This is a genomic window from Anaerococcus sp. Marseille-Q7828, assembly GCF_949769285.1.
In the GTDB taxonomy this organism is placed as follows: Bacteria; Bacillota; Clostridia; order Tissierellales; family Peptoniphilaceae; genus Anaerococcus.
In genome coordinates this window covers 1,399,849-1,425,171 of record NZ_OX458331.1, presented here as the reverse complement: position 1 = coordinate 1,425,171, position 25,323 = coordinate 1,399,849, and the positions used below count along the sequence as shown (strand labels likewise).

General features: G+C 33.5%; 21 protein-coding genes and 1 other RNA gene. 19 read left to right on the top strand and 3 right to left on the bottom strand.

The window, feature by feature from the left end:
• Nucleotides 1–9 precede the first annotated feature (9 nt).
• The 4 genes from QNH69_RS06775 to QNH69_RS06760 all read left to right on the top strand — a co-directional run bounded on the left by QNH69_RS06775 (nt 10) and on the right by QNH69_RS06760 (nt 4,415).
• On the top strand, nt 10–1,938 hold the full coding sequence (locus QNH69_RS06775) for a sucrose-specific PTS transporter subunit IIBC (protein ID WP_282929740.1): 1,929 nt from the start codon (nt 10–12) through the stop codon (nt 1,936–1,938).
• Nucleotides 1,938–3,335: a glycoside hydrolase family 32 protein gene (locus tag QNH69_RS06770; RefSeq protein ID WP_282929739.1), complete on the top strand. Its 1,398-nt coding sequence runs from the start codon at nt 1,938–1,940 to the stop codon at nt 3,333–3,335. The genes QNH69_RS06775 and QNH69_RS06770 overlap by 1 nt, the downstream gene beginning before the upstream one ends.
• Before the next feature lie 417 nt (nt 3,336–3,752).
• On the top strand, nt 3,753–3,947 hold the full coding sequence (locus tag QNH69_RS06765) for a type II toxin-antitoxin system HicA family toxin (protein WP_282929738.1): 195 nt from the start codon (nt 3,753–3,755) through the stop codon (nt 3,945–3,947).
• 36 nt (nt 3,948–3,983) lie between these two features.
• Complete coding sequence (locus QNH69_RS06760; RefSeq protein WP_282929737.1) at nt 3,984–4,415, top strand: type II toxin-antitoxin system HicB family antitoxin; 432 nt, start codon at nt 3,984–3,986, stop codon at nt 4,413–4,415.
• 396 nt (nt 4,416–4,811) lie between these two features.
• Here QNH69_RS06760 and tnpA read toward each other — a convergent pair whose 3' ends face one another.
• Together tnpA and ssrA are read right to left on the bottom strand one after the other, a co-directional pair.
• Nucleotides 4,812–5,312, bottom strand: a complete 501-nt coding sequence (gene tnpA / locus QNH69_RS06755; RefSeq protein ID WP_084593708.1) for an IS200/IS605 family transposase — start codon at nt 5,310–5,312, stop codon at nt 4,812–4,814.
• Between the two features lie 401 nt (nt 5,313–5,713).
• Nucleotides 5,714–6,068, bottom strand: a transfer-messenger RNA (tmRNA) gene (gene ssrA, locus QNH69_RS06750).
• Between the two features lie 152 nt (nt 6,069–6,220).
• Between ssrA and QNH69_RS06745 the strand changes: the two genes are divergently transcribed.
• The 9 genes from QNH69_RS06745 to QNH69_RS06705 all read left to right on the top strand — a co-directional run bounded on the left by QNH69_RS06745 (nt 6,221) and on the right by QNH69_RS06705 (nt 19,095).
• Nucleotides 6,221–7,354 (top strand): glucose-1-phosphate adenylyltransferase, encoded by a 1,134-nt coding sequence (locus QNH69_RS06745; protein ID WP_282929736.1) that lies wholly within the window; start codon nt 6,221–6,223, stop codon nt 7,352–7,354.
• A 1-nt stretch (nt 7,355) separates the two neighbouring features.
• The gene (gene glgD / locus QNH69_RS06740; RefSeq protein WP_282929735.1) at nt 7,356–8,477 is read left to right on the top strand and encodes a glucose-1-phosphate adenylyltransferase subunit GlgD; all 1,122 of its coding nucleotides are present in this window, start codon (nt 7,356–7,358) and stop codon (nt 8,475–8,477) included.
• A 2-nt stretch (nt 8,478–8,479) separates the two neighbouring features.
• Nucleotides 8,480–9,910: a glycogen synthase GlgA gene (gene glgA / locus QNH69_RS06735; RefSeq protein WP_282929734.1), complete on the top strand. Its 1,431-nt coding sequence runs from the start codon at nt 8,480–8,482 to the stop codon at nt 9,908–9,910.
• A 1-nt stretch (nt 9,911) separates the two neighbouring features.
• Nucleotides 9,912–12,158, top strand: coding sequence for a glycogen/starch/alpha-glucan phosphorylase (locus QNH69_RS06730; protein ID WP_282929733.1), 2,247 nt, complete (start codon nt 9,912–9,914; stop codon nt 12,156–12,158).
• Nucleotides 12,148–14,043 carry a type I pullulanase gene (gene pulA / locus QNH69_RS06725; protein ID WP_282929732.1) on the top strand — a complete coding sequence of 632 codons (1,896 nt, stop codon included), beginning with the start codon at nt 12,148–12,150 and terminating at the stop codon, nt 14,041–14,043. The genes QNH69_RS06730 and pulA overlap by 11 nt, the downstream gene beginning before the upstream one ends.
• Nucleotides 14,033–15,730 (top strand): phospho-sugar mutase, encoded by a 1,698-nt coding sequence (locus QNH69_RS06720; RefSeq protein ID WP_282929731.1) that lies wholly within the window; start codon nt 14,033–14,035, stop codon nt 15,728–15,730. The genes pulA and QNH69_RS06720 overlap by 11 nt, the downstream gene beginning before the upstream one ends.
• Before the next feature lie 84 nt (nt 15,731–15,814).
• A complete protein-coding gene (locus QNH69_RS06715; protein WP_044566281.1) occupies nt 15,815–16,318 on the top strand; it encodes an FHA domain-containing protein in 504 nt (167 codons plus the stop codon).
• Nucleotides 16,311–17,573, top strand: a complete 1,263-nt coding sequence (locus QNH69_RS06710; RefSeq protein WP_282929730.1) for an FtsW/RodA/SpoVE family cell cycle protein — start codon at nt 16,311–16,313, stop codon at nt 17,571–17,573. The genes QNH69_RS06715 and QNH69_RS06710 overlap by 8 nt, the downstream gene beginning before the upstream one ends.
• Complete coding sequence (locus tag QNH69_RS06705; protein WP_282929729.1) at nt 17,566–19,095, top strand: penicillin-binding protein 2; 1,530 nt, start codon at nt 17,566–17,568, stop codon at nt 19,093–19,095. Before QNH69_RS06710 ends, QNH69_RS06705 begins: the two co-directional genes overlap by 8 nt.
• Before the next feature lies 1 nt (nt 19,096).
• Here QNH69_RS06705 and QNH69_RS06700 read toward each other — a convergent pair whose 3' ends face one another.
• Entirely contained in the window at nt 19,097–19,882 is a 786-nt protein-coding gene (locus tag QNH69_RS06700; protein WP_282929728.1) for an NAD(+)/NADH kinase, read from the bottom strand.
• Between the two features lie 43 nt (nt 19,883–19,925).
• On the opposite strand from QNH69_RS06700, the gene QNH69_RS06695 reads away from it, so the two are divergent.
• The 6 genes from QNH69_RS06695 to ptsP all read left to right on the top strand — a co-directional run bounded on the left by QNH69_RS06695 (nt 19,926) and on the right by ptsP (nt 25,323).
• Nucleotides 19,926–20,762, top strand: a complete 837-nt coding sequence (locus QNH69_RS06695) for an RluA family pseudouridine synthase (RefSeq protein ID WP_282929727.1) — start codon at nt 19,926–19,928, stop codon at nt 20,760–20,762.
• A gap of 274 nt (nt 20,763–21,036) precedes the next feature.
• Nucleotides 21,037–21,717, top strand: a complete 681-nt coding sequence (locus tag QNH69_RS06690) for a YtxH domain-containing protein (RefSeq protein ID WP_282929726.1) — start codon at nt 21,037–21,039, stop codon at nt 21,715–21,717.
• Nucleotides 21,718–21,727: 10 nt separating this feature from the next.
• Nucleotides 21,728–22,171, top strand: a complete 444-nt coding sequence (locus QNH69_RS06685; RefSeq protein ID WP_044566271.1) for a hypothetical protein — start codon at nt 21,728–21,730, stop codon at nt 22,169–22,171.
• A gap of 51 nt (nt 22,172–22,222) precedes the next feature.
• A complete protein-coding gene (locus tag QNH69_RS06680) occupies nt 22,223–23,233 on the top strand; it encodes a LacI family DNA-binding transcriptional regulator (RefSeq protein WP_282929725.1) in 1,011 nt (336 codons plus the stop codon).
• A gap of 60 nt (nt 23,234–23,293) precedes the next feature.
• Entirely contained in the window at nt 23,294–23,554 is a 261-nt protein-coding gene (locus QNH69_RS06675; protein WP_282929724.1) for an HPr family phosphocarrier protein, read from the top strand.
• A gap of 65 nt (nt 23,555–23,619) precedes the next feature.
• Nucleotides 23,620–25,323, top strand: a complete 1,704-nt coding sequence (ptsP, locus tag QNH69_RS06670) for a phosphoenolpyruvate--protein phosphotransferase (RefSeq protein ID WP_282929723.1) — start codon at nt 23,620–23,622, stop codon at nt 25,321–25,323.

Sequence of the window (25,323 nt, the reverse complement as noted above, 5' to 3'; positions counted from 1 at the left end):
GAAATATATATGGATAATAGAAAATTGGCTGAAGATATTATAAAAAATGTCGGAGGCAAGGAAAATATTATTTCAGCGGAACATTGTGCTACTCGTTTGAGATTACAGCTTAAAGATTTTTCGCTAAGAAATGATGAAGCTATAATGGATCTAGATGATGTCAAGGGAACTAACATGGCAAATGGCCAGTATCAAATTATCTTAGGATCTGGAAAAGTAAACTTAGTTACTGATGAAGTTTTAAAAATCATTGGTGATGACAAGCTAAGTGATGCACCAGTAGAAAAGGAAGGCAATTGGTTACAAAGGGCTGTAAAAACTCTTTCAGATATATTTGTTCCAATAATTCCAGCTATAGTAGCTGGTGGTCTTTTGATGGGACTAAATAATATATTGACAGCACCATTTTTTAATGGAAGAACGGACTCAATAATAAGCCTTTATCCTGGAATTGCAGGCCTTGCGCAGATGATAAATACTTTTTCATCAGCAGCTTTTGCATTTTTACCTGTTCTAATCGGTTTTTCTGCTACCAAGAAATTCGGAGGTAACCCTTACCTAGGAGCTGCAATGGGTATGATTATGGTCCATCCAGATTTGTTAAATGCTTATAATTTGGCAGCAACTCCTGCAAATGAAATCCCCTTGTGGAACATTTTAGGTTGGGATATACCGGCAGTAGGTTACCAAGGGACTGTTTTACCTGTACTTGCTGTAGCTTGGATACTTGCTAAAATTGAGATAAGACTACATAAGATTACACCTACTTGGCTTGACAACCTAACAACGCCATTGTTAGCAACATTAATTACAGGATTTATAACCTTTGCCCTTGTAGGTCCACTATTAAGAACTGCTGGTGACCTACTTACAGTTGGTATTACAACAATGTACAATACTCTTGGATTCTTGGGTGGAGCTTTGTTTGGATTATTCTATGCACCAATTACAATGACTGGCATGCATCACAGCTTCATTCCAATAGAAACCCAACTTATTGCTAAGGCTACTACAAGTGCAGGTGGATCTTTCATATTCCCAACTGCTTCAATGAATAACGTCGCTCAAGGAGCGGCAGTTCTAGCAGTTCTTATGACTACAAAAAATGAAAAGATGAAATCAACTGCAGCAGCATCAGGAGTTTCCGCCCTATTAGGAATAACTGAACCTGCCATGTTTGGTATTAACTTAAGATTGCGCTATCCTTTCATTGCAGCAATCATTGGATCTGCAGTAGGAAGTGCATGGCTTGCCTTTCGTCATGTTTTAGCTATTGCCCTAGGAGCTGCAGGTATACCAGGTTTTATATCCATAAGACCAGAAAGTTGGCTAGACTTTGGTATAGGAATGATTCTTGCCTTTGGGGTTTCATTTGCCCTAACCATTTTCTTTGATAAGTCAGGTATGCTACGTCAAGTAGAAAAAGATGAGAAGTCTATGACAAAAAATGAGCCAGAAGAAAAAGAGGTAAAAGATTCAGCAAAGACAAAAGTTTTAGAATTTGACCTATTTTCACCTATGAAAGGGCTAGTAAAACCAATAAGTGAATCAGAAGATGGAGCATTTGCCTCAAAGGCCCTTGGAGATGGTGTAGCAATTGACATAGGATCTAATCAAATTTTTGCTCCTTGTGATGGTAAGGTAGAAACAGTATTTCCTACAGGACATGCTATTGGACTTTCAACTTCAAATGGTATCAATATCCTAATTCATGCAGGAATTGATACAGTAAACTTAGAAGGCAAGGGATTTAAATCTTTTGTAAGTGAAGGGGATGAAGTCAAAAAAGGGGACTTGCTTATGGAAATGGACCCTCAAGTAATTAAAGAGGCAGGATACTCAACACAAACTATGCTAGTCTTGATGGATGTGGAAGGAACAATAAGTGTAGATCAAGGTCAAAAAGAAGTAGGAGATCATATAATTAGGATTAGTTAATGTACAGCAAAGAATATTTTAATAAAGAATTTGATAGAAATAAAATAGAAGAAAAGATTAATGACCCATTTAATCTTAGTTACCATATAAGCCCTATCACAGGCTGGCTCAATGATCCCAATGGACTTTGCCAAGTTGATGGGACCTATCATATATATTATCAGGCAGATCCACTTCATGCCATTAGGAAAAATATTATTTGGGGACATGTTACAACAAAAGACTTTATAAATTATAACTACCATGAACCATTTATATTTGCAGATACAAGTCTTGATAAAGATGGAGCTTATTCTGGCTCTGCATTTATAATAGATGGTAAAATAAACTTTTTTTATACAGGCAATGTCAAATATCCCGGCAATTACGATTATATCAATGATGGTCGCGACCACAACACAATCAAAATCGTATCAGAAGATGGATTTTCTTACGATAAAAAAGAATTAATTCTATCAAATGATGACTATCCAAAGGATTTGACTAGACATGTCAGAGATCCAAAGATTTATGAAGAAGACGGAAATTACTATCTATTCTTGGGAGCCAGAGATAAAAATGATAAGGGCAAGGTCATAGTTTATGAATCAAAGGATTTAGAAGAATTTTCCTACCATATGGAAATTACCACAAACTACGCCTTTGGCTATATGTGGGAATGTCCAGATTTCTTTGAAATAGATGGTAAAAAATTCCTTATGGTATCTCCACAAGGCTTGAAAAGTGAAGAATTCAAATACCAAAATATCTACCAATCAGGATATTTTCCAATAGACATAGACTTAAAAGCAAAAGCATACAGGCTAGGAGAATTTGTTGAACTAGACTATGGATTTGATTTCTACGCTCCACAAACATTCGAAGATGAAAGTGGCAGAAGAATCCTAATTGGATGGATGGGCATGCCAGATGCCTCTTACACAAATCCGACAGTTAAAAATAACTGGCAACACGCATTGACTCTGCCTAGAGAGCTAAAAACAAGAGACAATAAACTTCTCCAAAAACCAATAAAGGAAATAGAATCCTTAAGAAAAGAAAAAATTGAAATAAAAAAACATCTAGAATACTTTATAGATCAATTTGAATTTCTAGCAGAGGGAATCAATGAAGAATTTGAGATAAATTTAAGGTATGATGCAAAATTAACATACAAAGATCAAATCCTAAGCCTTAAACTAGGCCGATGCGGATACGGTAGAGATAAGAGAAAAATAAGAATCGAAAAAATAGATAATATAAGCATATATTCAGACACATCTTCGGTCGAAATTTTTATCAATGATGGACAATATGTAATGACAAGTAGAGTCTATAGTGAGAAAAGTCTATTTAAATCAAGTATTATAGGCACTCTTTATGAAATGGATAATATTAAGTGGGAGAAAAAATTCTAAGAAGAGAATCATACTTGTAAATTATCCGTAAGACTCTAAAATTCAAGTAATTATTGTAAAATGTAGGTGAGTAAAAGGAATATAAAACGCATGTGTTTAACTTAAAAGAGCAGGGCAAGGACCCTGCTCTTTTTGCATTCTTTCAACTGACAAATGTGAGCGAAGAAAATAGATTATGATTTCTATTTTGATTTTAAATCTTAGCTATTTTAAAATATAAGTAAAAAAATTCTAATTATTAATTGTCAAATTAATTTTGAAGTTACCAGAACAGCTAAAAATTAGTATAAATTCAACACTTAAAAAAATCAAAACTACCAGCTAATCAAGGTAGTTTTGATTAGAAAAAATAATATATTAAAGCTTGACATTATACGTGTTAGTACGTACAATTATTATTGTAAGGAGGAAATCATTATGCCGATGACGTCAAAGCAAATGATTAAGTTCTTAAAGAAAAACGGATTTACTTATGTACCATCAGGAGATGGATCTCATAAGAAGTTCAAAAACTTTGAGACTGGTAAGGTTACAATAGTACCTGACCATGGGGGTAAGGATTTACCCAAGGGTACTGAACACGTAATCTTGAAACAAGCGGGGCTAAAATAGCCCCTCCTTACCAAAATAAATACTAGGAGTGAGCATATGTTTGTTAATTATCCTGCTTTATTTTTAAAAGAAAAAGATAGTGATGCGTTTACTGTAGTTTTTCCAGATTTGCAGGGATGTGTTACTTATGGTGATAGCGTTAATGATGCTTTAAAAATGGCTCAGGATGCGTTAGGGGCATATCTGTTTGAATACTATACCAAGCCTAACGATATACCAAAGGCATCTAGTATAGATGATATTGAATTAAAGATAGATGAAGAAGATAAAGAATACTTTTTATATGAAGGTAGTTTTAAAAACTATGTTTCTTTAGATTTGACGGATTATGTAAAGAAATCTAGTATTAAAAATGTTAAAAAAACTTTAACTATACCAAGTTATCTTAATGAAGCTGGGATTGAGAATAATATTAATTTCTCACTTTTATTGCAAGAAGCTTTAAAAAAAGAATTGAAGATGATATAATATATATCGATGGCAATATATTAGGGTCGGCAACAGTGTCGGCTCTTTTTTGTGGTATAATGACCGTGACTAGTTAGAAAGCAGAAAAGTCTTTCTGTGAGTAGAAGTGTGATGGGAGTACTCATCTAAGGCACCTCTTTATATGGTTTGGATAAGGGTTGGGGGAGTCACCTTTTGTGGGTGGCTCTTATTTTGTGTTTTCAAGTATTTTTATAGGTATATAACAATTTAGATTTGATTATTGATCAGTTAGAAAAAAATGATTTAAAAATCAGAACTACCAGCTTAGCTGGTAGTTTCCACAGCGCCTAGAAGGCGCGAATACCGGCACGCCCCTATTGGGGCTCCGAGTATTATCTCCACATGCACCACTTTCTCAGCTTCTGCTTAAGCAGTTTATTTATTGCTTCTTTTTACTGACTCTCCCGTAAACGGGTCATAGTATTCCTTGATACTTATTTGATCCGCATAATAGTCTTCTTTTAGTTGATTTTGTATATATTCTTTTATCATTTTCTCATTTCGCCCTACTGTATCTACGTAATAACCTCTACACCAGAAATGTCTGTTTCCATATTTATATTTTAAGTTTGCGTGTCGATCAAATATTATTAGTGAACTTTTTCCTTTTAGATATCCCATTATTTCTGAGATACTATATTTTGGTGGTACTTCTATAAGCATATGGACATGATCTGGGCACAGCTCCGCTTCTATTATGTTTATTCCTTTTCTTTGACATAGTTCTCGTAGTATTTGACCTATGTCTTTTTTTAGTTTCCCATATATTTCTTGTCTTCTAAATTTCGGGGCAAATACTATATGATATTTACATCTCCATTTTGTATGTGATAAACTATTGTTGTCCAATTTATTCTCCTTGTTTTTATTGTGCATGTGGTTATCACAATTATATTACAAGTGAGAATTTTTTGGTCTTGAAGCTAAAGCTTAATCCCTCCACCTGCATAGCAGGTGGTTTTTTGTTTCGCTCACATTCGTTCGCTCAACTCACTTAAGTGAACGCAATGAAAATAGAGGGAGCTAATAGAGCTTCCCTCTATATTTTTGACAATATGAAGTGTATATTTATACTTTTTAGCATAAAAAAATAAAAGAATCGTGATGAATTGTTTTAAATTTAAAGATAAATGAATATATTCACTAACTACAAAAAAACTACAAACCCATTCTTTTTTATTCTTTTACGTTCTTTTATACACTAATCATAGAATATTTATAAATCCCATTCCTTTATATTCTACTATTTTCTTCTTTGTTACTGTATAAATATTATATGGTGGAGATGATGGGAGTCGAACCCATGTCCGTGGAAGTGTCCTCAGAGGCTTCTACAGGTTTAGTAAGTTTAGTTTTTTCGCAGATAACTTTATAAACTTACAAATAAGTTATATGCTAGCTTCATTATACTGCTACTAGCTCAAAGCTTTGCTAGAAGAGTTGTCGCTTAGATTATGAAACAAATTGTAAGTTCGCGACCAACCTACAATTCATTGCTACCAGTTTCTTAGGCAGCTAGTGCGAAGTTTGCTTCGCTATTGTTGTTTGCGTTTATATTTAAACACTGATTTACGATCAGCAAACGACCTGCTACCAATGATTATTCGACCACGTCGAAACCATGGCATCCCCAAGTAGAATAAATTATACTAGCAAAAATCCTTATTGTCAAAAGTCCTGATATTTTGTAAAATATATAGTAAGAAAAGGTTTTTCTGAATTAGGCCCAGATTTACTGGGTATCAATATAATAAGAATATAATTATGCTTTAATGGAGGGTACAATGAGAAACTCAAATAAGACAGCAGCTATGCTATTGGCTGGTGGCCAAGGTTCACGTCTTAAGGCCTTGACTAAGGATATGGCAAAACCTGTAGTTCCTTTTGGTGGGAAATACAGAATTATTGATTTTGCTTTAAGTAATTCTACCAATTCTGAGATTAGAGATATTGGTGTTTTGACTCAATATAAGCCACAACTTTTAAACCGCCACTTAGGTATAGGTTCTGCTTGGGATTATGATAGAAATAATGGAGGACTTAGAATTTTATCTCCTTATTATACTGAAGAAGGAGGTAAGTGGTTCGAAGGTACGGCATCAGCTATTTATGAAAATATTAAGTATCTTGATAGCATCAATCCAGAATATGTTTTGATTCTTTCAGGTGACCATATTTACAAGATGGATTATAGAGAACTCCTTGATATACATAAGGAAAAGGGTGCAGATGCGACTATTGCTGTTATGGAAGTTGATTGGGATGAGGCTAGCAGATTTGGTATTATGAATACTGATGAAGATGGTAAGATTACTGAGTTTGAAGAAAAACCAGAGAATCCAAAATCAAACCTTGCTTCTATGGGGATTTATGTCTTTAACTGGAAAGTGCTTCGTAAGTCACTAATTGAAGATAATGAAAATCCTGATTCTTCAAATGACTTTGGTAAGGATATTATTCCAAAGATGCTAGAAGATGGAAAGCCTCTATACGTTTACAAATTTAATGGTTATTGGAAAGATGTTGGAACCGTAAGAAGTTTCTGGCAAGCTAACCTTGACCTTATCGATCCTAATAATGAGCTAAGAATTTATGACGAAGATTGGAAAATCTATACTACAAGCCTAAACTTACCACCACATAGGATTGGTAAAGAAGGTGTTCTTGATGATGCTCTTGTTAATGAAGCTTGTGTGATTAATGGCAAGGTTAAGAATTCTGTTTTATTCTCAAATGTAAAAGTTGAAGAAGGTGCTGAAGTTTATGACAGTGTCTTATTAAATGGGTCTAAGGTTAAGGCAGGGGTTAAGATTTACAACTGTGTTGTTGCTGAAGATATTGAGATTACAGAAAATATTGGCAAAGAAGGCGAAGATAAGGTTTATCTTGTAAGTTCAGAAGGAATCGAGGAGGAATAAGATGGATAGCGTTTTAGCTTTAGTATATAGTTCAGAGTTTGATTCTGGAAATTATGATGAATTGTGCAAGGTTAGACCAGATTATATGCTACCTTTTGGTGGAAGGTACAGGATTATTGACTTTACTTTATCAAATCTGACAAATTATGATATTACTAATGTGATACTTTTTGCAGGTAGAAAGTTGAGATCGACCTTAGATCACATTGGAAATGGTAGGAGCTGGGAACTTAACCGTAGACGTGGTGGCCTTACAATAATCCCTCCAAACTACGATATTGCAAATCCTAGCGAAGTTGAAACATATTACGATACCATCAGAGCTATTGAAGATTCTAATGCAGAGTATGTTTTTATAACCAATCCAATGTACATCTCAAAGGTTGATATAAGCGATGCAAAAGAAGCTATCAAGTCAAATGAATCCGATGTATTGATATTTACACAAAGAATGCGTGATGATGATGGTTTCTATCTAAATAGGAAAATAATAAATTCCGATGAAAATAATAAGCCAGTAAGTGTAGGCACTAACCTCGGTCTTTCTGATGAATTCGACCTCTTCGCTGGTTCTATACTTATGAAAAGGGAAGTCTTTATCAAGGTATTAAGATATGCAGTTGAGAGAAATACTATTTCCTCACTACTTACAGCAATTTTCTCTTTGCCAGAAGATCTAAACATTGATTTCTACAGAACTGAGAAACACCTTGAAATTATAATGGATACCTATTCTTTCTTTGAAGCCAATATGAAGCTTCTAGATGAAGAATTATACGACTCTTTATTTTACCAAGACGGCCTAGTTTACACCAAGTCAAAGGATGAACCATCAACATCTTACACAAAAGATAGCAAGGTTAAAAACTCCCTTGTTGCCAATGGTTCTATCATAGAAGGAGAGATTGAAAACTCAATAATATTTAGGGGAGTTACCATTAAGAAAGGTGCAGTTATCAAAAATTCAGTCATATTCCAAGATTCAGTAATTGGTAATGATGCAATACTTAACTTTGTGATTAGTGATAAGGGAACAAAAGTTGGTAATAATATGAAACTATTTGGTAACAGAGTCCACCCATTTGTTTCATCAAAAAATGAAGTATTGGAAGAATGGAGCTAATAATGAATGTACTTTTTCTTGCTAGTGAAGCAGTACCATTTATAAAAACTGGGGGTCTGGCCGATGTTGCTGGATCTCTACCAAAAGAATTAAAAAATATGGGTGTGGATGTCAGAGTTGTCATCCCTATGTATGGATCTATTGATGAAAAATATCTTTCAAAAATGGAAAAGGTCACAGAATTTTATGTAGATCTAGATTGGAAGCACCAATACGCAGGAGTCTATAGACTTTATTATGACGGGGTTACCTACTATTTTATAGACAATCAAGAATATTTTGATAGGGGATATCCTTATGGATTTGGAGATGATGCAGAGAGATTTATCTATTTCTCCAAGGCTTGTACCCTACTTCCAAAAGAAATTGACTTTAAACCAGACATCATCCACTCCAATGATTGGCATACAGCAATGGTTAATGTCTTTGTAAATGATTTTAGGCATGGGGATAGCTATTATGATGATATCAGAACCTTATTTACCATCCATAATTTGAAATACCAAGGAGTATTTAACCCAGACATAATGAGACTTGCTGGCCTTGATGGTGGATATTTCAACGAAGATGACCTTAAATATTACGATGCAATTAACTTTATGAAAGCTGGTATAATCCATGCTACAGCAGTAAATACAGTTTCTGAAAATTATGCTCGTGAAATCCACTACCCATTCTATGGAGAGGGCCTAGATGGAGTTATCAGAGAATATGACTACAAGCTTTCAGGGATTGTAAACGGTATAGATTATAAGGAGTGGAATCCTGCAACAGATAAACTAATAGAACAAAATTTTGATATAGATAGTATTGACAAAAAAGTTAATAATAAATTAGCCTTGCAAAAATTGTATGGCCTACCAGAAAGAGAAGACGTTCCAATGATTGGTATGGTTACAAGACTAAACGAAATGAAGGGTATGGACCTTGTAAGGTACATATTAGATGAACTACTTGAAGAAGATATCCAGATTGTAGCCCTAGGAACTGGAGATTATACCTACGAAGAAATGTTAAAATACTTTGCTTGGAAATATCCAGAAAAACTTGCCGCAAGAATTTATTTTGGAGGCCAAGAAGCTCACCAAATCTATGCATCAAGTGATTTTTACCTCATGCCTTCAATCTCAGAGCCATGTGGGATAAGCCAGCTTATAGCTATGCGTTATGGAGCACTACCAATAGTTCGTGAGGCAGGTGGCCTTAAGGATACAGTAATTCCTTACAATGAATACACAGGTGAGGGTACAGGATATTCTTTCTCAAATATCAATGCCCATGAATTGTTATTTACTATCAAAAACGCTATAAACATATATAAGAACGATAAAGAAGCACACAATAGACTTGTGAATAATGCAATGAAAAGTGACATAGATTGGCAAATGTCAGCCAATAAATATAAGGATTTATACGAAGAAATAAGAGCCTAGTATGGAAATTAATAAGAATACTATCATAGAAAGAATACAAAATTATTTGTATTCTTTTTATGCTAAAGACCTAAATACAGCAAGAGAAAGGGAAATCTACGATTGCTTGTGCCGCTATATTATGGAAAGTGTGGGCAAGACTTGGGTTTCTTCTAAGAAAATAAAAGAAGGCTACGAAGTATATATATTAAGTTTTGAATATTTGCCAGGATCTTTTCTAGCAAATATTATCTATAAACTTGATATTGAAAAAGAAATTAGAGCTGCCATTGGAGAAATAGGCTTTGATTATGATTCCATAATGGCCTATGACCTCGACCCAGCCCTCGGCATTGGTGATATGGGAATGGGTTCGTCCTACCTTATAAATGCCCTAACAGATCAAAAGATAAAGGCCACAGCCTACGCACTTCGTTATGAATCGGGTGATTTTAAGCAGGTTATAGCCAACGGTAAGCAAGAAGTAAGGTCGGATTCTTGGCTAGAGCATGGGTCAAATTGGGAACATCAAAAATCTTTCACCAATCTAATAGAAATCTATGGCAAAAACCACAAAACTGTGACCTATGATATGCCTATAGTCTCATCTGATGCCAAATTTGTAAACACTCTTAGACTTTTCAAATCTGAGCCTACATCAGTAATAGATGTCAATGAATTTTCTAATGGAGATATCATAAACGCCTACGAAGATTATATTAATAACCTTTCAATCACTCAGTTTCTTTATGTAGATGATTCATCATATGAGGGCAAGATTTTAAGGCTAAAGCAAGAATATTTCTTTGCAGCATCGGCTATGAGGGACTTTGTCAGAAGGTATTTGCTGTATTATAAAGATATAAATAATATTAACAAGCAAACCAATGTTATCATAAACGACATTCACCCGACCCTAGCCTTAGTTGAATTTATTAGAATCCTTACAAGAGACCATAAATTCACCATGAAAAAGGCAATTGCATACACTAGGGAAATATTCTACCATCTAGTGTTTTCTATAACTGATGATTCCCTAGAAAAATATCCAGCTGATGAAATAAGAAAGTTAAACCCAGATCTTTATAATACAATCATAGACATACAAGCAGAACTTAGCAAAACTGAAAGCTTTTTACCATTAATAGAAAATGGACAGGTAATTTTTAAGCATATAAATATAGCCTTATCTAGAGAATATATTTTCTTATCAAAAGTTCTTTTTGAAAACAAATCCCTATCAAACAATTCTTCCTATATGAACATGGGAAGCGATAGGCAAATGTACGGTCAATCTGCAAATCCTAAGCTTTATGATCTGCTTAGAGAATATAATATCAATGATTATAGTAATGATAGCAAGAAACTTATATATTTAAAAGAAGATAAGGACTTTATAGATAGCCTTGATGAAATCAAATACAACAATAAATTAAAGCTAATTGAATACTTGAATGATTCATCTATAAATCCATATTCAATATTTGATTTGCAACTTTCTATAATACATGAAAGCAAGAGGCAAATATTAAATGCCATTGAAATTGCTTATGAATATTTTTATCTAAGAGATAATGCAAATGCTTATTATGTGCCAAAAACTTATATTTTTTCTGGCAAGGCCAATGAGGGATACTATGTGGCAAAGGAAACTATAAAGTTTATTCTTGCCCTTAAAAAACTTATAGAAGCAGATAAAATTATAAGTAAGAAAATCAAGATTATTTTTGTAGAAAATACTGGGGTAAAAGATCTAAGAATACTTTATCCAGCGGCAGATATATATTCTAATCTGGCTCATCCACTGATGGATAACCAAAACTTTGATATATTAAACAGCCTATACAATATGTCAAATGTGGTCTCAACTAAGGCTGGAATAGTTGAAAATCTTGATATTGCTAACAGTTTTTACCTAATGGATGATGATTACAAATCATATGAAATAATAAGAAACGAAAGAAAATATATTGCTAATGATATCATTTATCAAAATAAAATAGTAAAATATACTATTGACAGGCTATTAAATGAGCCTAAGGAAGCTTTCCCATATGATTTTAAAAACTTATATGACGAGATACTACTCTACAATGATTCATTTAATGTATTCCTTGACCTTGAAAATCTTGTGAACTTGAGAAAAAATATCCAAAAAGATTATATAGACAAGGAAAAATGGATACAAAAGCAAATGCAAAATTTCATATGGGCAAGCAAATTTAACTTAGATAACTTATTAAAAAGGAAAAGAAGTTTTGATAAATAATATTAGCTATGAACAGATTAAAGATATAAGGCTTGGAGCCATATATAGCAAGAATGAGACGACTTTTAAAGTCTTTGCTCCATCAGTCAAGCAAATATATCTGGCCATATCAAAAGACTATAGAAATCCTAGAAAAGATTTTATAAAGATGGAAAAGGGAGAATTTGATATCTACCAAGTTACTCTATCAGGAGATTATGAGGGATATTTTTATTCCTATTTGGTAGATGATAAGTACATGGTGACCGATCCATATTCCTTTGCTTCTTCTATAAATTCTATGTATTCTGTAATTTGCGATATGGAAAAAACAAATCCTCAAGGATTTTTAGAGACTCCAGTCCCACAAATACCAGAAAATGAAGCTATAATATATGAACTTAATGTCAAAAATTATACAGCTGATGAGACAAGTGGAGTCAAGCACAGAGGTAAGTACCTTGGGCTTTGCCAAGAGGGGACGACTTATAAGGGACTTGCTACAGGCATTGGTAATCTAGTTGACTTGGGTGTGACCCATGTCCAGCTTTTGCCTATATATGACTTTATAAGTGTTGACGAATCAAATGATAGATTTTTTGATGATGACAACTACAACTGGGGTTACGACCCAGAGCTATATTTTAACCCGGAAGGCTCTTATGCTACAGATCCTACTGATCCTACAAATAGGATATTTGATATTAAAGAGATGATTGGAAAATTTCATGAAAAAAATATAGCTGTTGTAATGGATGTTGTCTTTAACCATACTTTTAAGTCTTATGATTCAAATCTCAACACACTAGGGAGAAATTATTACCATAGGATGACCAAGGATGGGAATTTTTCTAATGGCACAGGTGTAGGCAATGAACTTGCAAGTGAGAGGCCCTTTGTAAGAAAATTAATCATAGATTCTTTGAAGTATTGGGTCAAGGAGTACAAGATTGATGGCTTTAGATTTGACCTAATGGCCATAATTGACCTTGATACTATAAAACTTGCAGTAAAGGAACTAAGAAAGATAAATCCAAACATCATAATATATGGGGAACCATGGATGGCCCTTGAAACGACACTACCAGCTAATCTTCATACTATAAAGGGATCGCAAAGATCCAATGGATTTGGAGTATTTAATGACATCTTTAGAGATGCTATAAAGGGAGACACTGATTCATATGGGACAGGTTATATCCAAGGAGACTATTATCTAAAGCCAATAATAGAGCAGTCTATAGCTGGATCTATTGCCTATGATGAGGTAAGAGCTGGCTTTGCTGATGATGCAAGTGAGTCGATTAATTATTTCAATTGCCACGACAACTTGATTTTATATGATAAATTGCAGATTTCTCTTAAAAATCTGGACCAAATTGATGATTATGTAAAACTTGCTATGGGATTAATTTTCCTATCATTTGGTAAAGTGTTTATATATGAGGGCAATGAATTCAATCACACAAAGAAAAACGACAGGAATTCCTATAATTCTCCACTTTTTGTAAATGCTATCAATTGGAAAGAAAAAGAGGAACATCTAGATATCTTTAACTACACAAAAGATTTGGTTGAACTTAGGAAGTCATTAAAGGCTTTTACAAGGACAGATGCTAGCTTTATCCGCAATAATCTAAAATTTATGGATGGAATAAAGGATTCGATGATAATTTATTCTTTAGCCTACAAGAATTCAAAGAATCTTGTCGTGATAAATGTAGGTCAAGAAGGAGAAATAGTCCCTAGAAGATCAATAGAAAGTTTTATAAATGATAAAAATCTAAGTGTTGAGAATATTTTTACCAAAGAGGGTAAAAATACAAGTAAGAAGATAGAAGGAGACCTTTATGTAGAAGGTCTATCAATAAATGTTTATAATTTAGGAGGGAAAAATGGACTATAAAGAATCTTTTAATTTATGGTACAACAATGACAAATTCGACGATCAAACAAAAAAGGAACTTGAAGAAATCAAAGACAATGATGAAGAAATCAAAGACAGGTTTTATTCTTCATTAGAATTTGGTACAGCAGGACTTCGTGGTAAACTAGGTGCAGGAACCAACCGTATGAACGAATATATGGTAGCCCAAGCTAGCCAAGGTTTTGCAGATACAGTTGCTGAAATGGGCGAAGATGCAAAAAAAGCAGGAGTTGCTATTTCTTATGACGTGCGCCACAAATCAGAAGACTTTGCACGCGTGACAGCAGAGGTTTTCGCTGCAAATGGTATCAAGGTTTACATTCACAAAGAAATTCAACCAACACCAGTTTTATCTTATACTGTTAGACACCTAAAAACATCTGCAGGTGTAATGATAACAGCAAGCCACAACCCAATGGAATACAATGGTTACAAGGCATACAATAGTGAAGGTAGCCAAATCCTTGATGAAACTGCAGACAAAATCCTAGGACACATTGCTGAACATCCAGACTTTTTCAAAATTCCACGTATTGATTTTGAAAAAGGTCTAGAAGATGGCATAATCGAATGGGTTAGCGATGATTTGATTGAAGATTATGTAAAAGAAGTACTAGCTTGTACAATTAATGAAGATATAGATATAGATAAAGATATCAAAATTGTTTATACTCCACTAAATGGAGCTGGTAACAAGCTAGTAAGAAGAATATTAGATGAACGTGGATTCAAAAATATATATGTTGTGCCAGAACAAGAAAACCCAGATCCAAACTTTACAACAGTAGGATACCCAAACCCAGAAGACCCAGCTGCCTTCAAGTATTCAGAAAAACTTGGTAAGGAAAAAGATGCAGATCTTCTACTTGCAACAGACCCTGATTCAGACAGATGCGCAGTAGAAATCAAAGATGAGAATGGCGAATACGTCTTCTTAACAGGCAATAAAATAGGTTCACTTTTGACCAATTATATCCTATCAGCTCTAAAAGAAAATGGAGAGCTTCCAGAAAATCCAGCTGTAGTAAAATCTCTAGTATCAACAGATTTGATTAGTCCTATTTGTGAAAAATACGGTGTTAAAAAATACGACGTATTAACCGGATTTAAGAACATTTATGCTGTAGCAAATGAGCTTGAAAGAACTGGCGAAGGTAAATTTGTCTTTGGTTTTGAAGAATCAATTGGTTATAACTACAAGGATTTCGTAAGAGATAAGGATGCTGTAAACTCAGCTATGATGATCTCTGAGATGGCAGGATACTACAAAAAACAAGGCAAATCTCTACTAGATGTACTTGAAGATATATACCAAGAACACGGTTTCTATGCCAACGAAGTTGTATCAATCACCCTAACAGGTCTTGACGGACAAGCAAGGATTGGAAGAATCATGGAAGAAGTTAGAAATAATCCTATTGATGAACTTGCTGGACTAAAAACAGAAAAAATCATAGACTATAAATTTGATGAAACTGGACTTCCAAAATCAAATGTTTTGAAATATTACTTTGAAGACAAATCATGGCTAGCACTAAGGCCATCAGGAACTGAACCAAAAATCAAAATGTATGTCAATGCTATAAGTGATAGCAGAGATGGTTCAGAGGCGAAAAAAGATGATCTTATAAAGGCAATGAGAGAAATCATTGATAGTGTAGAATAATAGACTAGGGCCCTTGCCCTAGTTTTTAGTTTTAAAAAGAATATTATGTGGTAAAATATAGATACTAAAGAAAAGGAAGATATTATGGAAAGTTTTTTTAATTTTATAGATAAATTTTTTTCAATAAATGTATTTGGAAACTTAACTTTATATCAATTGATTTCAACAATACTAAAATACGTATTTGTTGTCGTTGTATTTTACTTCATATATTCAATCATTAGAATAATCTACTATGACGTAAGAACTACACTTAAAAAGGAAAAGGAATCCGATACATATCTCAAATTATTAAATAGAGAAGATGGCTTTAGATTCATAGTTCAAGAATATTACTTCATCGGTGAGGACGATACTATAGGTCGTGATGAGAGAAATACCATTTGCATTAAGGATAAGTATTTATCAAAATTTCACGCGAGAATAATTCAAGATGAAGACATATACTTCTTGGAAGACCTAAAATCTGCCAATGGAACCTATCTCAACGATGAGAGGATTTACGATGCGATTGAGCTAAAATCAAATGACATAATTCATATTGGTCAATTGCAGTTCTTATTTATCCAAGGAGAGGAAAATGAATAAGGACCTAGTATTAGTAGAAAACGAGAAAAAATACACAAGAAAATCAGCTGTTTTACTACTATTATTTACCATTTTATCTTTGTCCCTATCTTTGATATACAATATTCAAAACATAGGCGACACTGATTTGTATACCTACCTGGCAATCTTATTGGTAGTTATCCTATCTACGAGTTTGGTAAGTAAAATTACCAAGGCTGATAATATTTTAGTAATGATAGTAAATATGCTGTTTTCAATAGGTGTTTCAATGATATATAGGCTGGATCCTGCCTATGGTAAGAGACAATTACAATTTTACCTTGTGGGCATGGTTCTATTTTTCCTGACATTTTTTATTTTGAAAGCCTTTAAGTTTTGGTCCAAGATTTCTATATTTTATGTAGTAGTTTCTATAGGACTATTTATGGCAACCCTTGTCTTTGGTACCTATATTGGTGGGGCAAAAAACTGGATTGTTATTAAAAATATAATTACTATTCAACCATCTGAATTTATTAAGATACCACTAGCATTTTTTATTGCAAGTTTCTATAGCAATTACAACCAAATCGTTAGCAAACCTTTTGGAAGATTTTACATGGAATTTGTAATCCTTGTATACATTGGATTCCTATTCTTGCAAAAAGACTTGGGAACGGCCTTGATATTTTTTGGCCTAATGATTCTAAGCCAATTTGTCTTCGAAAAGGATAGATTTTTAATTACCTTTAATATAATAGCCATGATCTTAGGTTCTATTTTGGCTTATTTTATGTTTGGTCACGTTAGAATAAGGGTTGCAACCTGGCTTGACCCATGGTCTGATATAAATAGGACGGGCTACCAGATTACCCAAGCTCTATTTGCTTTGGCAAGTGGTGGACTTTTTGGCACAGGAATTGGCCTAGGACATCCAGATTATATACCAGTTGCAGAATCTGACTTTATTTTCTCAGCCATATCTGAAGAAATGGGAGTCTTTATGGGAATTGCTGTAATACTTTTATTTATGATTTTGGTATATAGGGCCTTTAAAATTTCCCTTATACAACAGGACAAGTTCTTTTCTACTCTTGCCTTTTGTATAGGAGTATTATTTGCTATACAGGCATTTATAATACTTGGTGGAGTACTAAAGCTAATACCTTTAACTGGTGTAACTTTGCCATTTATATCCCAAGGTGGATCATCCATGTTATCTGGTTTTATCCTACTTGGATGTCTGCAATATTGCGCATCTGACATTAAATATGGAGATGAAATAGATGAGTGAAGATAAAAAATACCGAGCTAGTAAAAAAAGAAAGACAGATGAAACTTTTCTAAAAAAGATAATGAAAAAAGAAGAAGAGTATAGGATCAAAGATAGCAAAGAGCTAAAAGTCCTATCAAAATCTACCCTAAACAAGAGACTTCTTTTTGTAATGATATTTTTTGTCGTCCTATTTATGGGTCTTGCCATCTATTTGGTTTATTTCCAGCTTTTTAAAGCTAATGAAATAGCAAAAAATGAAAACAATAGGAGGCTTTGGATAAATGAGGATGCCATAGATAGGGGAGATATTTATGATAGCTTAGGCAATCTTTTGGCCTATGATGAGGAAAATTCCGACGGTTCGAAAACTCGTATTTATAATTATGGGGCTATAAGCTCTACTATAACAGGTTATAATTCCAAGACTTATGGCAAAACAGGTCTTGAAAAGACCTACAACAAGTGGTTATTAAACCTTCATGATGATAATTTAAGTCAATTTAGGAAGATGATTGTAAATAACGATAAGGGCAACGATTTGCACCTTACCTTAAATCAAAATATACAAAATTTAACCTATAATTATATGAGCCAATACACTGGAGCGGCAGTGGTTATGAATCCAAAGACTGGAGAAATCCTTGCTATGGTTTCTCTACCGACTTTCAATCCAAATTCTTTAGATGCTGATTGGGAAAACCTCATAGCAAATAACAACGGGCCATTGGTCAATAGAGCTTCTGCTGGTCTTTATAGGCCAGGGTCAACCTTTAAGATTGTAACGACCAATGCTTTATTGGATTCAAAGATAGATCAGTCATACGAAGATACAGGATCTGAAGTAATACAAAATTTTGAGATAACAAACTTTGACAATCAAGTTTTTGGAGCCTTGGATTTAAGACGTGCTTTTATGTATTCTGTTAATACTTACTTTGCAGCCAAAACTAACGAGATGGGCAAAGAAAGTATGATGAATATGACAGATAAGTATATGTTTAACAAGCCTTATGAATTTGATTTGGAAAAATATGATTCTGTAATTCCATATAAAGAACTAAACCAAGCTGACCTTGCTATGACTGGCTTTGGTTATGGTAAAACTCAAGTGACTCCTCTTCACATGGCTATGATAACATCGACAATTGCCAATGGTGGAGTGATGATGAAACCTCGCTTGGTTTCAACTATTACAGATAAAGATAATAATGTAATTTATGAAAATAAGAAAGAAATCCTATCTAAGGTTACCAATATGACCAATGCAAATACTATTCGTGATTTGATGGTAGATGTAGTTAATGAAGGTACTGCCAAGGGTGCGTATGTTGACGGTATCCAAGTAGCAGGCAAAACTGGAACAGCAGATAAGTCCAATGGATTTATTGATGCTTGGTTTGTTGGTTTTGCCCCAGCCTATGACCCTAAGATTGCAGTAGCAATAGTTGTAGAAAACTCAGCTGATACTGGTGGTGTGACGGTTGCACCAATTGCTGGAAATCTGATAAGAGATATCTTTAACCAAGTTAATCTCGATTAATTTATAAAAGCTTATTCTTGATATTAGTCCAATAGTGATTTTTATCTAGAATAAGTTTTTTTATTGTCTTATTTGAAACTCTGATACTAATCTTATAGTCTCTAGTGTTGTATTCTTTGCCATCAAAAATAAAGACAGTGTGGTAATTGTCCCTTTTTGAAACTAAAATGTCTATAGTTGCGTCTTCTGGAAGGACGACTGGAGAAATAATTGCGTTATTCAAATTTGAAAAAATAGGCGCAATTGGGGTTAGTGAATAGCCCTTCAAAGATTGGTGCAAGATAGATCCACCACAAGATAAGTTGTAGGCAGTAGAACCGTGAGGAGTAGCGATAATCAGGCCATCACCTTGGAAATTTTCCACAAAGTTGCCATCGATAAAAACTTTGAGCCTAACTATTTGATTTTTATTTGACTTAACAACGACTTCATTTAGTGAATCCATGCGTTTTTTGTTAACTTGTGACTCCAGAATGGTAAGTTCTTCCACCTTGTAATTGCCATCTTTAAAGGCCTTAACAAAATTTTCAATCTCATCGACTTCAACCTCTTGGTAGAAGCCAAGATGTCCGGTATTTATGCCGATAAATGGGATGTTGGTAAAGTTTGTATCATGTACTGCCTTAAGAAATGTGCCGTCACCACCAATAACTAGGTTTAAGATAGCATCAGTATTAAAGTTGCTAGAAACCTCAAAGCCATAATCTTCTAATATGTCCTTAGTTTTAAAAAATACACTCTTGCTAAATTTTGATTTATTTCTAAAAATATTAATAACATTTGTCATATCAAAAATCCTCTCATATAATTATTATAACATAGAGGTGAATATGAATTACATTAGTTTTAAAATAAACGAAGATATAAAAGTTAAAAAGTTTTTAGTAAAAAATGGATTTTCAAAAAGAGCAATTACAGACATAGTAAAGACTGGATATATAATTGACGACATTAATACTAGTAATAATCAAGATTTAAAAGAAGGAGATTTATTGAAAATCCCGATAGAAGATGAAAAATTGGACTATGATCCCATAGAAGGCAAGTTAAATATAGTTTATGAAGATTGTGATATATTGGTAGTTGACAAGGCAGCTAATCTTACTGTAAATTCCAAGGGACAAGAGTCTTTAGCAAACCACCTAGCCTACTACTTTCAAGATAACAATATAAAATCAAAGATAAGACTTGTAAATAGACTTGATATGAACACTTCAGGTTTATTAATGGTTGCCAAAAATCCATACGCCTTTGCCTACTATCAAAAACAAATCGAAGACAATAATTTTTTTAAATATTACCTAGCAGTCGTGGAGGGAAATGTAAAAATTGATAAAACTATCAAAACAAAACTTTCTTATAATGAGAATATGAAAAGATATGATGTAGGTAGCGAGGGCAAACTTGCTATAAGCCACTTTAAGACGATAGATTATGATCAAAAAAATAATGTCAGCTATATTAGGGCGGATATAAGGACAGGTAAAACACACCAGATAAGGTCACAACTATCATATTTGGGCCATCCTATAATAGGCGATAAGTTATACGGTTCAAATATAGAAATGGATAGGTTTTTGCTACATTGTTATGAGATAAAATTTAAAAGATTTATTGACCGAAAGTTGATAGATTTAAACTCTAAGCCATCTTTAGTCAATATTTAGTTTGAAAAACTTTTTCCTATATATTATAATTAAGACATCCTAAGGAAGACAGGTCCGAATTTAAACCTACAACTATTATAAGGGATTGCTTTGTTCTAGTTTGGATGGAATGCCTCCAAAGAGTGGACTTCAGAAATTCTAGACGGCTTGCCCACCTTCACAGAAGCGAAGGTTATAATATAGGGCCACCTTAGGATTTTTTATGATTATTTGTTATATACTTTTGTTTGTGGGTATATATTAAATATCAAAACTTAAAAGGAGAGATTAATATATGTCAATAGCAGATTATATTGAAGACAAAGCACGCGCTAAACAAAGAGAAATAAAATACGAGATTTGGAAAGCTAAAAACCACGACAGTAGAATGAGAACCCAAGGTGCTCTACTTGGAGCATTAGTTGGTGTTACAGCTGGTATATTATTAGCACCAAAATCTGGCAAGGAAACTAGAGAAGACATCAGTGATGCATTTGATGAAACTGTTAAAACTGTAAAAGAAACTACAAATGATTTAGTAGATAGTGCAGCTGATATGGTTGATAATGCTAAAGATTCTTATGAAGATATGAAATATAGAGCATATACAGACCTTGAACCAGTTAGAGAAGGTTTTGACCATGGCAAAGAAATTGCTAGACAAACTGGTAAACAATTAGCTGAAACAGCTGAAAATGTAAAAGACAATGTTGCAGAAGGTGCAGAAGAAGTAGGAAAGATTATTTCTAATACTGCTACAGATGTTGCTAGCGATGTTAAAGAAGGAGCTAAAGAAGCTGCTGAAGTAACAAGTGAAAAACACGAAGAAAACGTAAAAGAAGCTAACAAAGCAAAAGAAGAAGTAAAAGACAGCGTTGATAAAACAGCTGATCTTGCAAAAGATAAAGCAGAAGAAACTAAAAACGCTGATAAAAAAGTAAAAGTTGAGATAGAGAAGAAAAATAAAAAGAACTAGGGAGTTTTAGATGGTAACTATTAATTTTAATCTTCTTGGAAATATAATACTGACTATAGTAGGTATAGTTGCACTAGTGTTTTTGATTAAAACTTTAGCAAGTGTTAACAAGTTAGTTGGCTCAGTCCAAGAAGTTTTAGATAAGAATGCAGACAATCTTGATGATGTTATTGAAAAACTTCCTGGAGTAGTTGATCAAGCAAATTCGTTAGTAGCAAATGTTAACACAGTTGTTCAAGATCCAAATCTAAGAATGGCTATAGCAAAGGCTAACGATACTATGACAAATGTCAATAGTATAACTGATGACATCAGAGACACTGTAAACTATGTCGGAGAAACAGCTGTAGATAGTATTGATACTGTAGGAGCTGGAATTGCATCTGTTGGTGATTATTCATCATTGATTATGGATGTAATAGATATAGTAAGAAATGTAATATCTGGTAGATAATGAGTCAAGGGTCATCGAAGAGATGGCTCTTTTTCTTAGGAAGGTGAAAATATGGGTCAACCAACAATAAAAGATGTAGCAAAATTGGCTGGAGTATCTATATCTACAGTATCTAGGGTAATGAATAATTCAAAGCCAGTAAGCCCTGAAGCCAAACAAAAAGTACTTGATGCTATCAATAAGCTTGACTTTAAACCAAATGAACTTGCAAGATCTCTTGTAATGAGAAAATCAAACTTAATTGGTGTTATAGTTCAAGATATTGGTATAGAATACATGGCTCAGCTTATAAGAGGTATTGAAGAAATAGGTAGACTCTATAAGTACGATATGCTACTAACTTCTTCTTATGGACAAGAAGAACAAATAAATAATTCTATCGATTTTTTAGCTACTAAGCAAGTAGAAGGCTTAGTAATCATAGCAGAAGACGTAAGTGATGAGACACTTCTAAAACTTAGAGAAACAAGAATTCCATTTATACTATTAGATAAGTACCATTCATTTAAAACGCTACATACAGTAAGAATTAACTATGAAACAGAGCAATATAGACTAGTTAAGCATCTATTCGAGTCAGGCCATAAAAATGTATTATTTTTAAATGATAGTGCTGATAACATCTTAAATCACGCCAAAAAATCTGGATACGAGAAAGCTTGTAGCGAGCTTGGCAAAAACATTTATTATTTAGAATGTAATGGCAAGACAAGTAATGATGGATACGAGATCGGTAAAGAGGCCATTGCTCTTTGCAAAGAAAATGATATCAGCGCAGTGGCTTGTTGTTCTGATGAGCTTGCTATAGGTTTTATAGATTACTGTACTGACAATTCAATCAATGTACCTAATGACCTGTCTGTAGCAGGATTTGGAGATGGATCAATAGCAAGTATTTATAGGCCAAATCTAACAACTATGGCTATCCCGTACTATGATATTGGTGCAATAGCAATAAGAGCTTTGATAAAGAGAATTCGTCAAGAAGATGATATCTTAACTGAGGATTGGATCATTGATGCAAACCTTAAATTAAGAGAATCAACCAAGTCTTTAAGTTGAAAATATAAACAATTTCAATTATAATATAAACATAGAAAAAGAATATAGGAGGCTATTATTATGGCAGAAAGAAAAGTCGTTGTAACAAACGAAACAGGTTTACACGCTAGACCAGCAGCAACTTTAGTTCAATTTGTTAAAAACTATCCTGGTGAAGTTAAAATTATAAAAGACGGTAAAGAAGCTAATGCAAAATCAATCTTCAACGTTATGAGCCTTGGAATTGCAAAAGGTACAGAAATCACCCTAATTGCAGAAGGTGAAGATGAAGAAAAATTTGTTGATGAATTAGTAGATTTTATAGAAAACTTATCAGAATAATTTAACTAGTAAGAGGATACTGATTAAGTATCCTTTTTTTTATACTTTATTTAGAAGGGATGAATATGAATACCAAATACGAAGGAATCAAAGCTTCTAGTGGACTTGCTATAGGTACAATCTACCTTTTTAATAGGCAAGAAGTAGCTATCGACAAATCTAAAATAAGTGAAAATATGGTTGAAGAAGAAAAAACTAGAATTCAAAACGCATTAGACTCTTACCTAGAAGAACTTAGTGATACAAATGGGGCAAATGAAGCGCAAATAAATATTGCTAATGCTCACAAAGAATTATTACAAGACCCATATTTCTCAGATACAATAGAAAGTAAAATTGCCAATGAATTAAAGAATTCTGAACTTGCTCTAAATGAAACCATTAATGAAATGGTAGAAATTATGAGCCAAATTGATGATGAATACCTAAAAGAGAGAGCGAGCGATTACAAAGATATAGGATATCAATTGATGTATAAATTAAAGGGAATCAAGCCAAAAGATTTATCTCTAATTGAGCCAAATTCTATAATAATTTCCAAAGAATTAACTCCATCTGATACTTCAAATATGAATAAGGATAATGTAGTTGGATTTGCTACAGATCTAGGTGGAAAAACAAGCCATACATCAATCATAGCCCAAACTTTAGATATGCCAGCCTTAGTTGGTATGAAAGATATTTCAACAAAGATTAAGGGTGGAGAAAAAGCTATTATAGATGGAAATGAAGGTTTTATAATTATTGATCCATCTGATGAATTAGTCTCCGAATATGAATCAAAAATCAAAGAACAAAAAGAAAAGAAAGAAAGACTTTCTTTGATAAAAGATAAAGAGGCAGTAACAAAAGATGATCGTCATGTAGAAGTATCTGCAAATATTGGCAATATTGAAGATCTTAAAATTGCCATTGAGAATGGCTGTGATGGGGTAGGATTATTTAGAACTGAATTCTTATATATGGAAAATGATCACTTCCCAACAGAAGAAGAGCAATTTGCTGTATACAAAGAAGCTACAGAAATGTTAGGAGAAAAACCTCTTATAATCAGAACTCTAGATATAGGTGGAGATAAAGGATTAGATTACTTTGAATTTCCTGTAGAAGACAACCCATTTTTAGGCTACAGAGCAATAAGACTATGCTTAGATAGGGAAGATATATTTATAACCCAATTAAAGGCACTAGTTCGTGCATCTGCCTATGGTAATCTAAAAATAATGATTCCAATGGTTATTAGTGTGGCTGAAATCAAGAGAAGTTTGGAATTAATAGAGCAAATCAAAGAAGAATTCGACAAAGAAGGCATTGCCTATAACAAAGACCTTGATGTTGGAATAATGGTTGAAACACCAGCTTCTGTATTTATGGCAGATAAGCTAATAAAATATGTAGACTTCTTCTCAATAGGAACAAATGACCTATCACAATACACCCTAGCTGTAGATAGAGGCAATGAATTTATTTCTGACCTATATTCTAACTATAACCCTGCCGTATTAAGAGCTATTAGACACGTTATAGATACTTCTCACAAGGCCGGCAAATGGACAGGTATGTGTGGACAGTTCGCATCCGATACATTTGCAACTGAACTATTACTAGGCCTAGGTCTAGATGAGTTCTCATCAGCGTCAGCAAAAGTAGCAGAAATTAAGGATATCATAATTAACTCATCTTTTAAAGAGTGCGAAGACTTTTCAAATAGGATCTTAGATCTAGAAGGCCCAGAAGAAGTGGAAGAAGAAATTAATAAATATAAATAA

Coding starts and splice junctions, on each gene's coding strand:
- QNH69_RS06775 (WP_282929740.1), top strand. CDS start 10: ATGGATAATAGAAAATTGGCTGAAGATATTATAAAAAATGTCGGAGGC.
- QNH69_RS06770 (WP_282929739.1), top strand. CDS start 1,938: ATGTACAGCAAAGAATATTTTAATAAAGAATTTGATAGAAATAAAATA.
- QNH69_RS06765 (WP_282929738.1), top strand. CDS start 3,753: ATGCCGATGACGTCAAAGCAAATGATTAAGTTCTTAAAGAAAAACGGA.
- QNH69_RS06760 (WP_282929737.1), top strand. CDS start 3,984: ATGTTTGTTAATTATCCTGCTTTATTTTTAAAAGAAAAAGATAGTGAT.
- tnpA (WP_084593708.1), bottom strand. CDS start 5,312: ATGCACAATAAAAACAAGGAGAATAAATTGGACAACAATAGTTTATCA.
- QNH69_RS06745 (WP_282929736.1), top strand. CDS start 6,221: ATGAGAAACTCAAATAAGACAGCAGCTATGCTATTGGCTGGTGGCCAA.
- glgD (WP_282929735.1), top strand. CDS start 7,356: ATGGATAGCGTTTTAGCTTTAGTATATAGTTCAGAGTTTGATTCTGGA.
- glgA (WP_282929734.1), top strand. CDS start 8,480: ATGAATGTACTTTTTCTTGCTAGTGAAGCAGTACCATTTATAAAAACT.
- QNH69_RS06730 (WP_282929733.1), top strand. CDS start 9,912: ATGGAAATTAATAAGAATACTATCATAGAAAGAATACAAAATTATTTG.
- QNH69_RS06720 (WP_282929731.1), top strand. CDS start 14,033: ATGGACTATAAAGAATCTTTTAATTTATGGTACAACAATGACAAATTC.
- QNH69_RS06715 (WP_044566281.1), top strand. CDS start 15,815: ATGGAAAGTTTTTTTAATTTTATAGATAAATTTTTTTCAATAAATGTA.
- QNH69_RS06710 (WP_282929730.1), top strand. CDS start 16,311: ATGAATAAGGACCTAGTATTAGTAGAAAACGAGAAAAAATACACAAGA.
- QNH69_RS06705 (WP_282929729.1), top strand. CDS start 17,566: ATGAGTGAAGATAAAAAATACCGAGCTAGTAAAAAAAGAAAGACAGAT.
- QNH69_RS06700 (WP_282929728.1), bottom strand. CDS start 19,882: ATGACAAATGTTATTAATATTTTTAGAAATAAATCAAAATTTAGCAAG.
- QNH69_RS06695 (WP_282929727.1), top strand. CDS start 19,926: ATGAATTACATTAGTTTTAAAATAAACGAAGATATAAAAGTTAAAAAG.
- QNH69_RS06690 (WP_282929726.1), top strand. CDS start 21,037: ATGTCAATAGCAGATTATATTGAAGACAAAGCACGCGCTAAACAAAGA.
- QNH69_RS06685 (WP_044566271.1), top strand. CDS start 21,728: ATGGTAACTATTAATTTTAATCTTCTTGGAAATATAATACTGACTATA.
- QNH69_RS06680 (WP_282929725.1), top strand. CDS start 22,223: ATGGGTCAACCAACAATAAAAGATGTAGCAAAATTGGCTGGAGTATCT.
- QNH69_RS06675 (WP_282929724.1), top strand. CDS start 23,294: ATGGCAGAAAGAAAAGTCGTTGTAACAAACGAAACAGGTTTACACGCT.
- ptsP (WP_282929723.1), top strand. CDS start 23,620: ATGAATACCAAATACGAAGGAATCAAAGCTTCTAGTGGACTTGCTATA.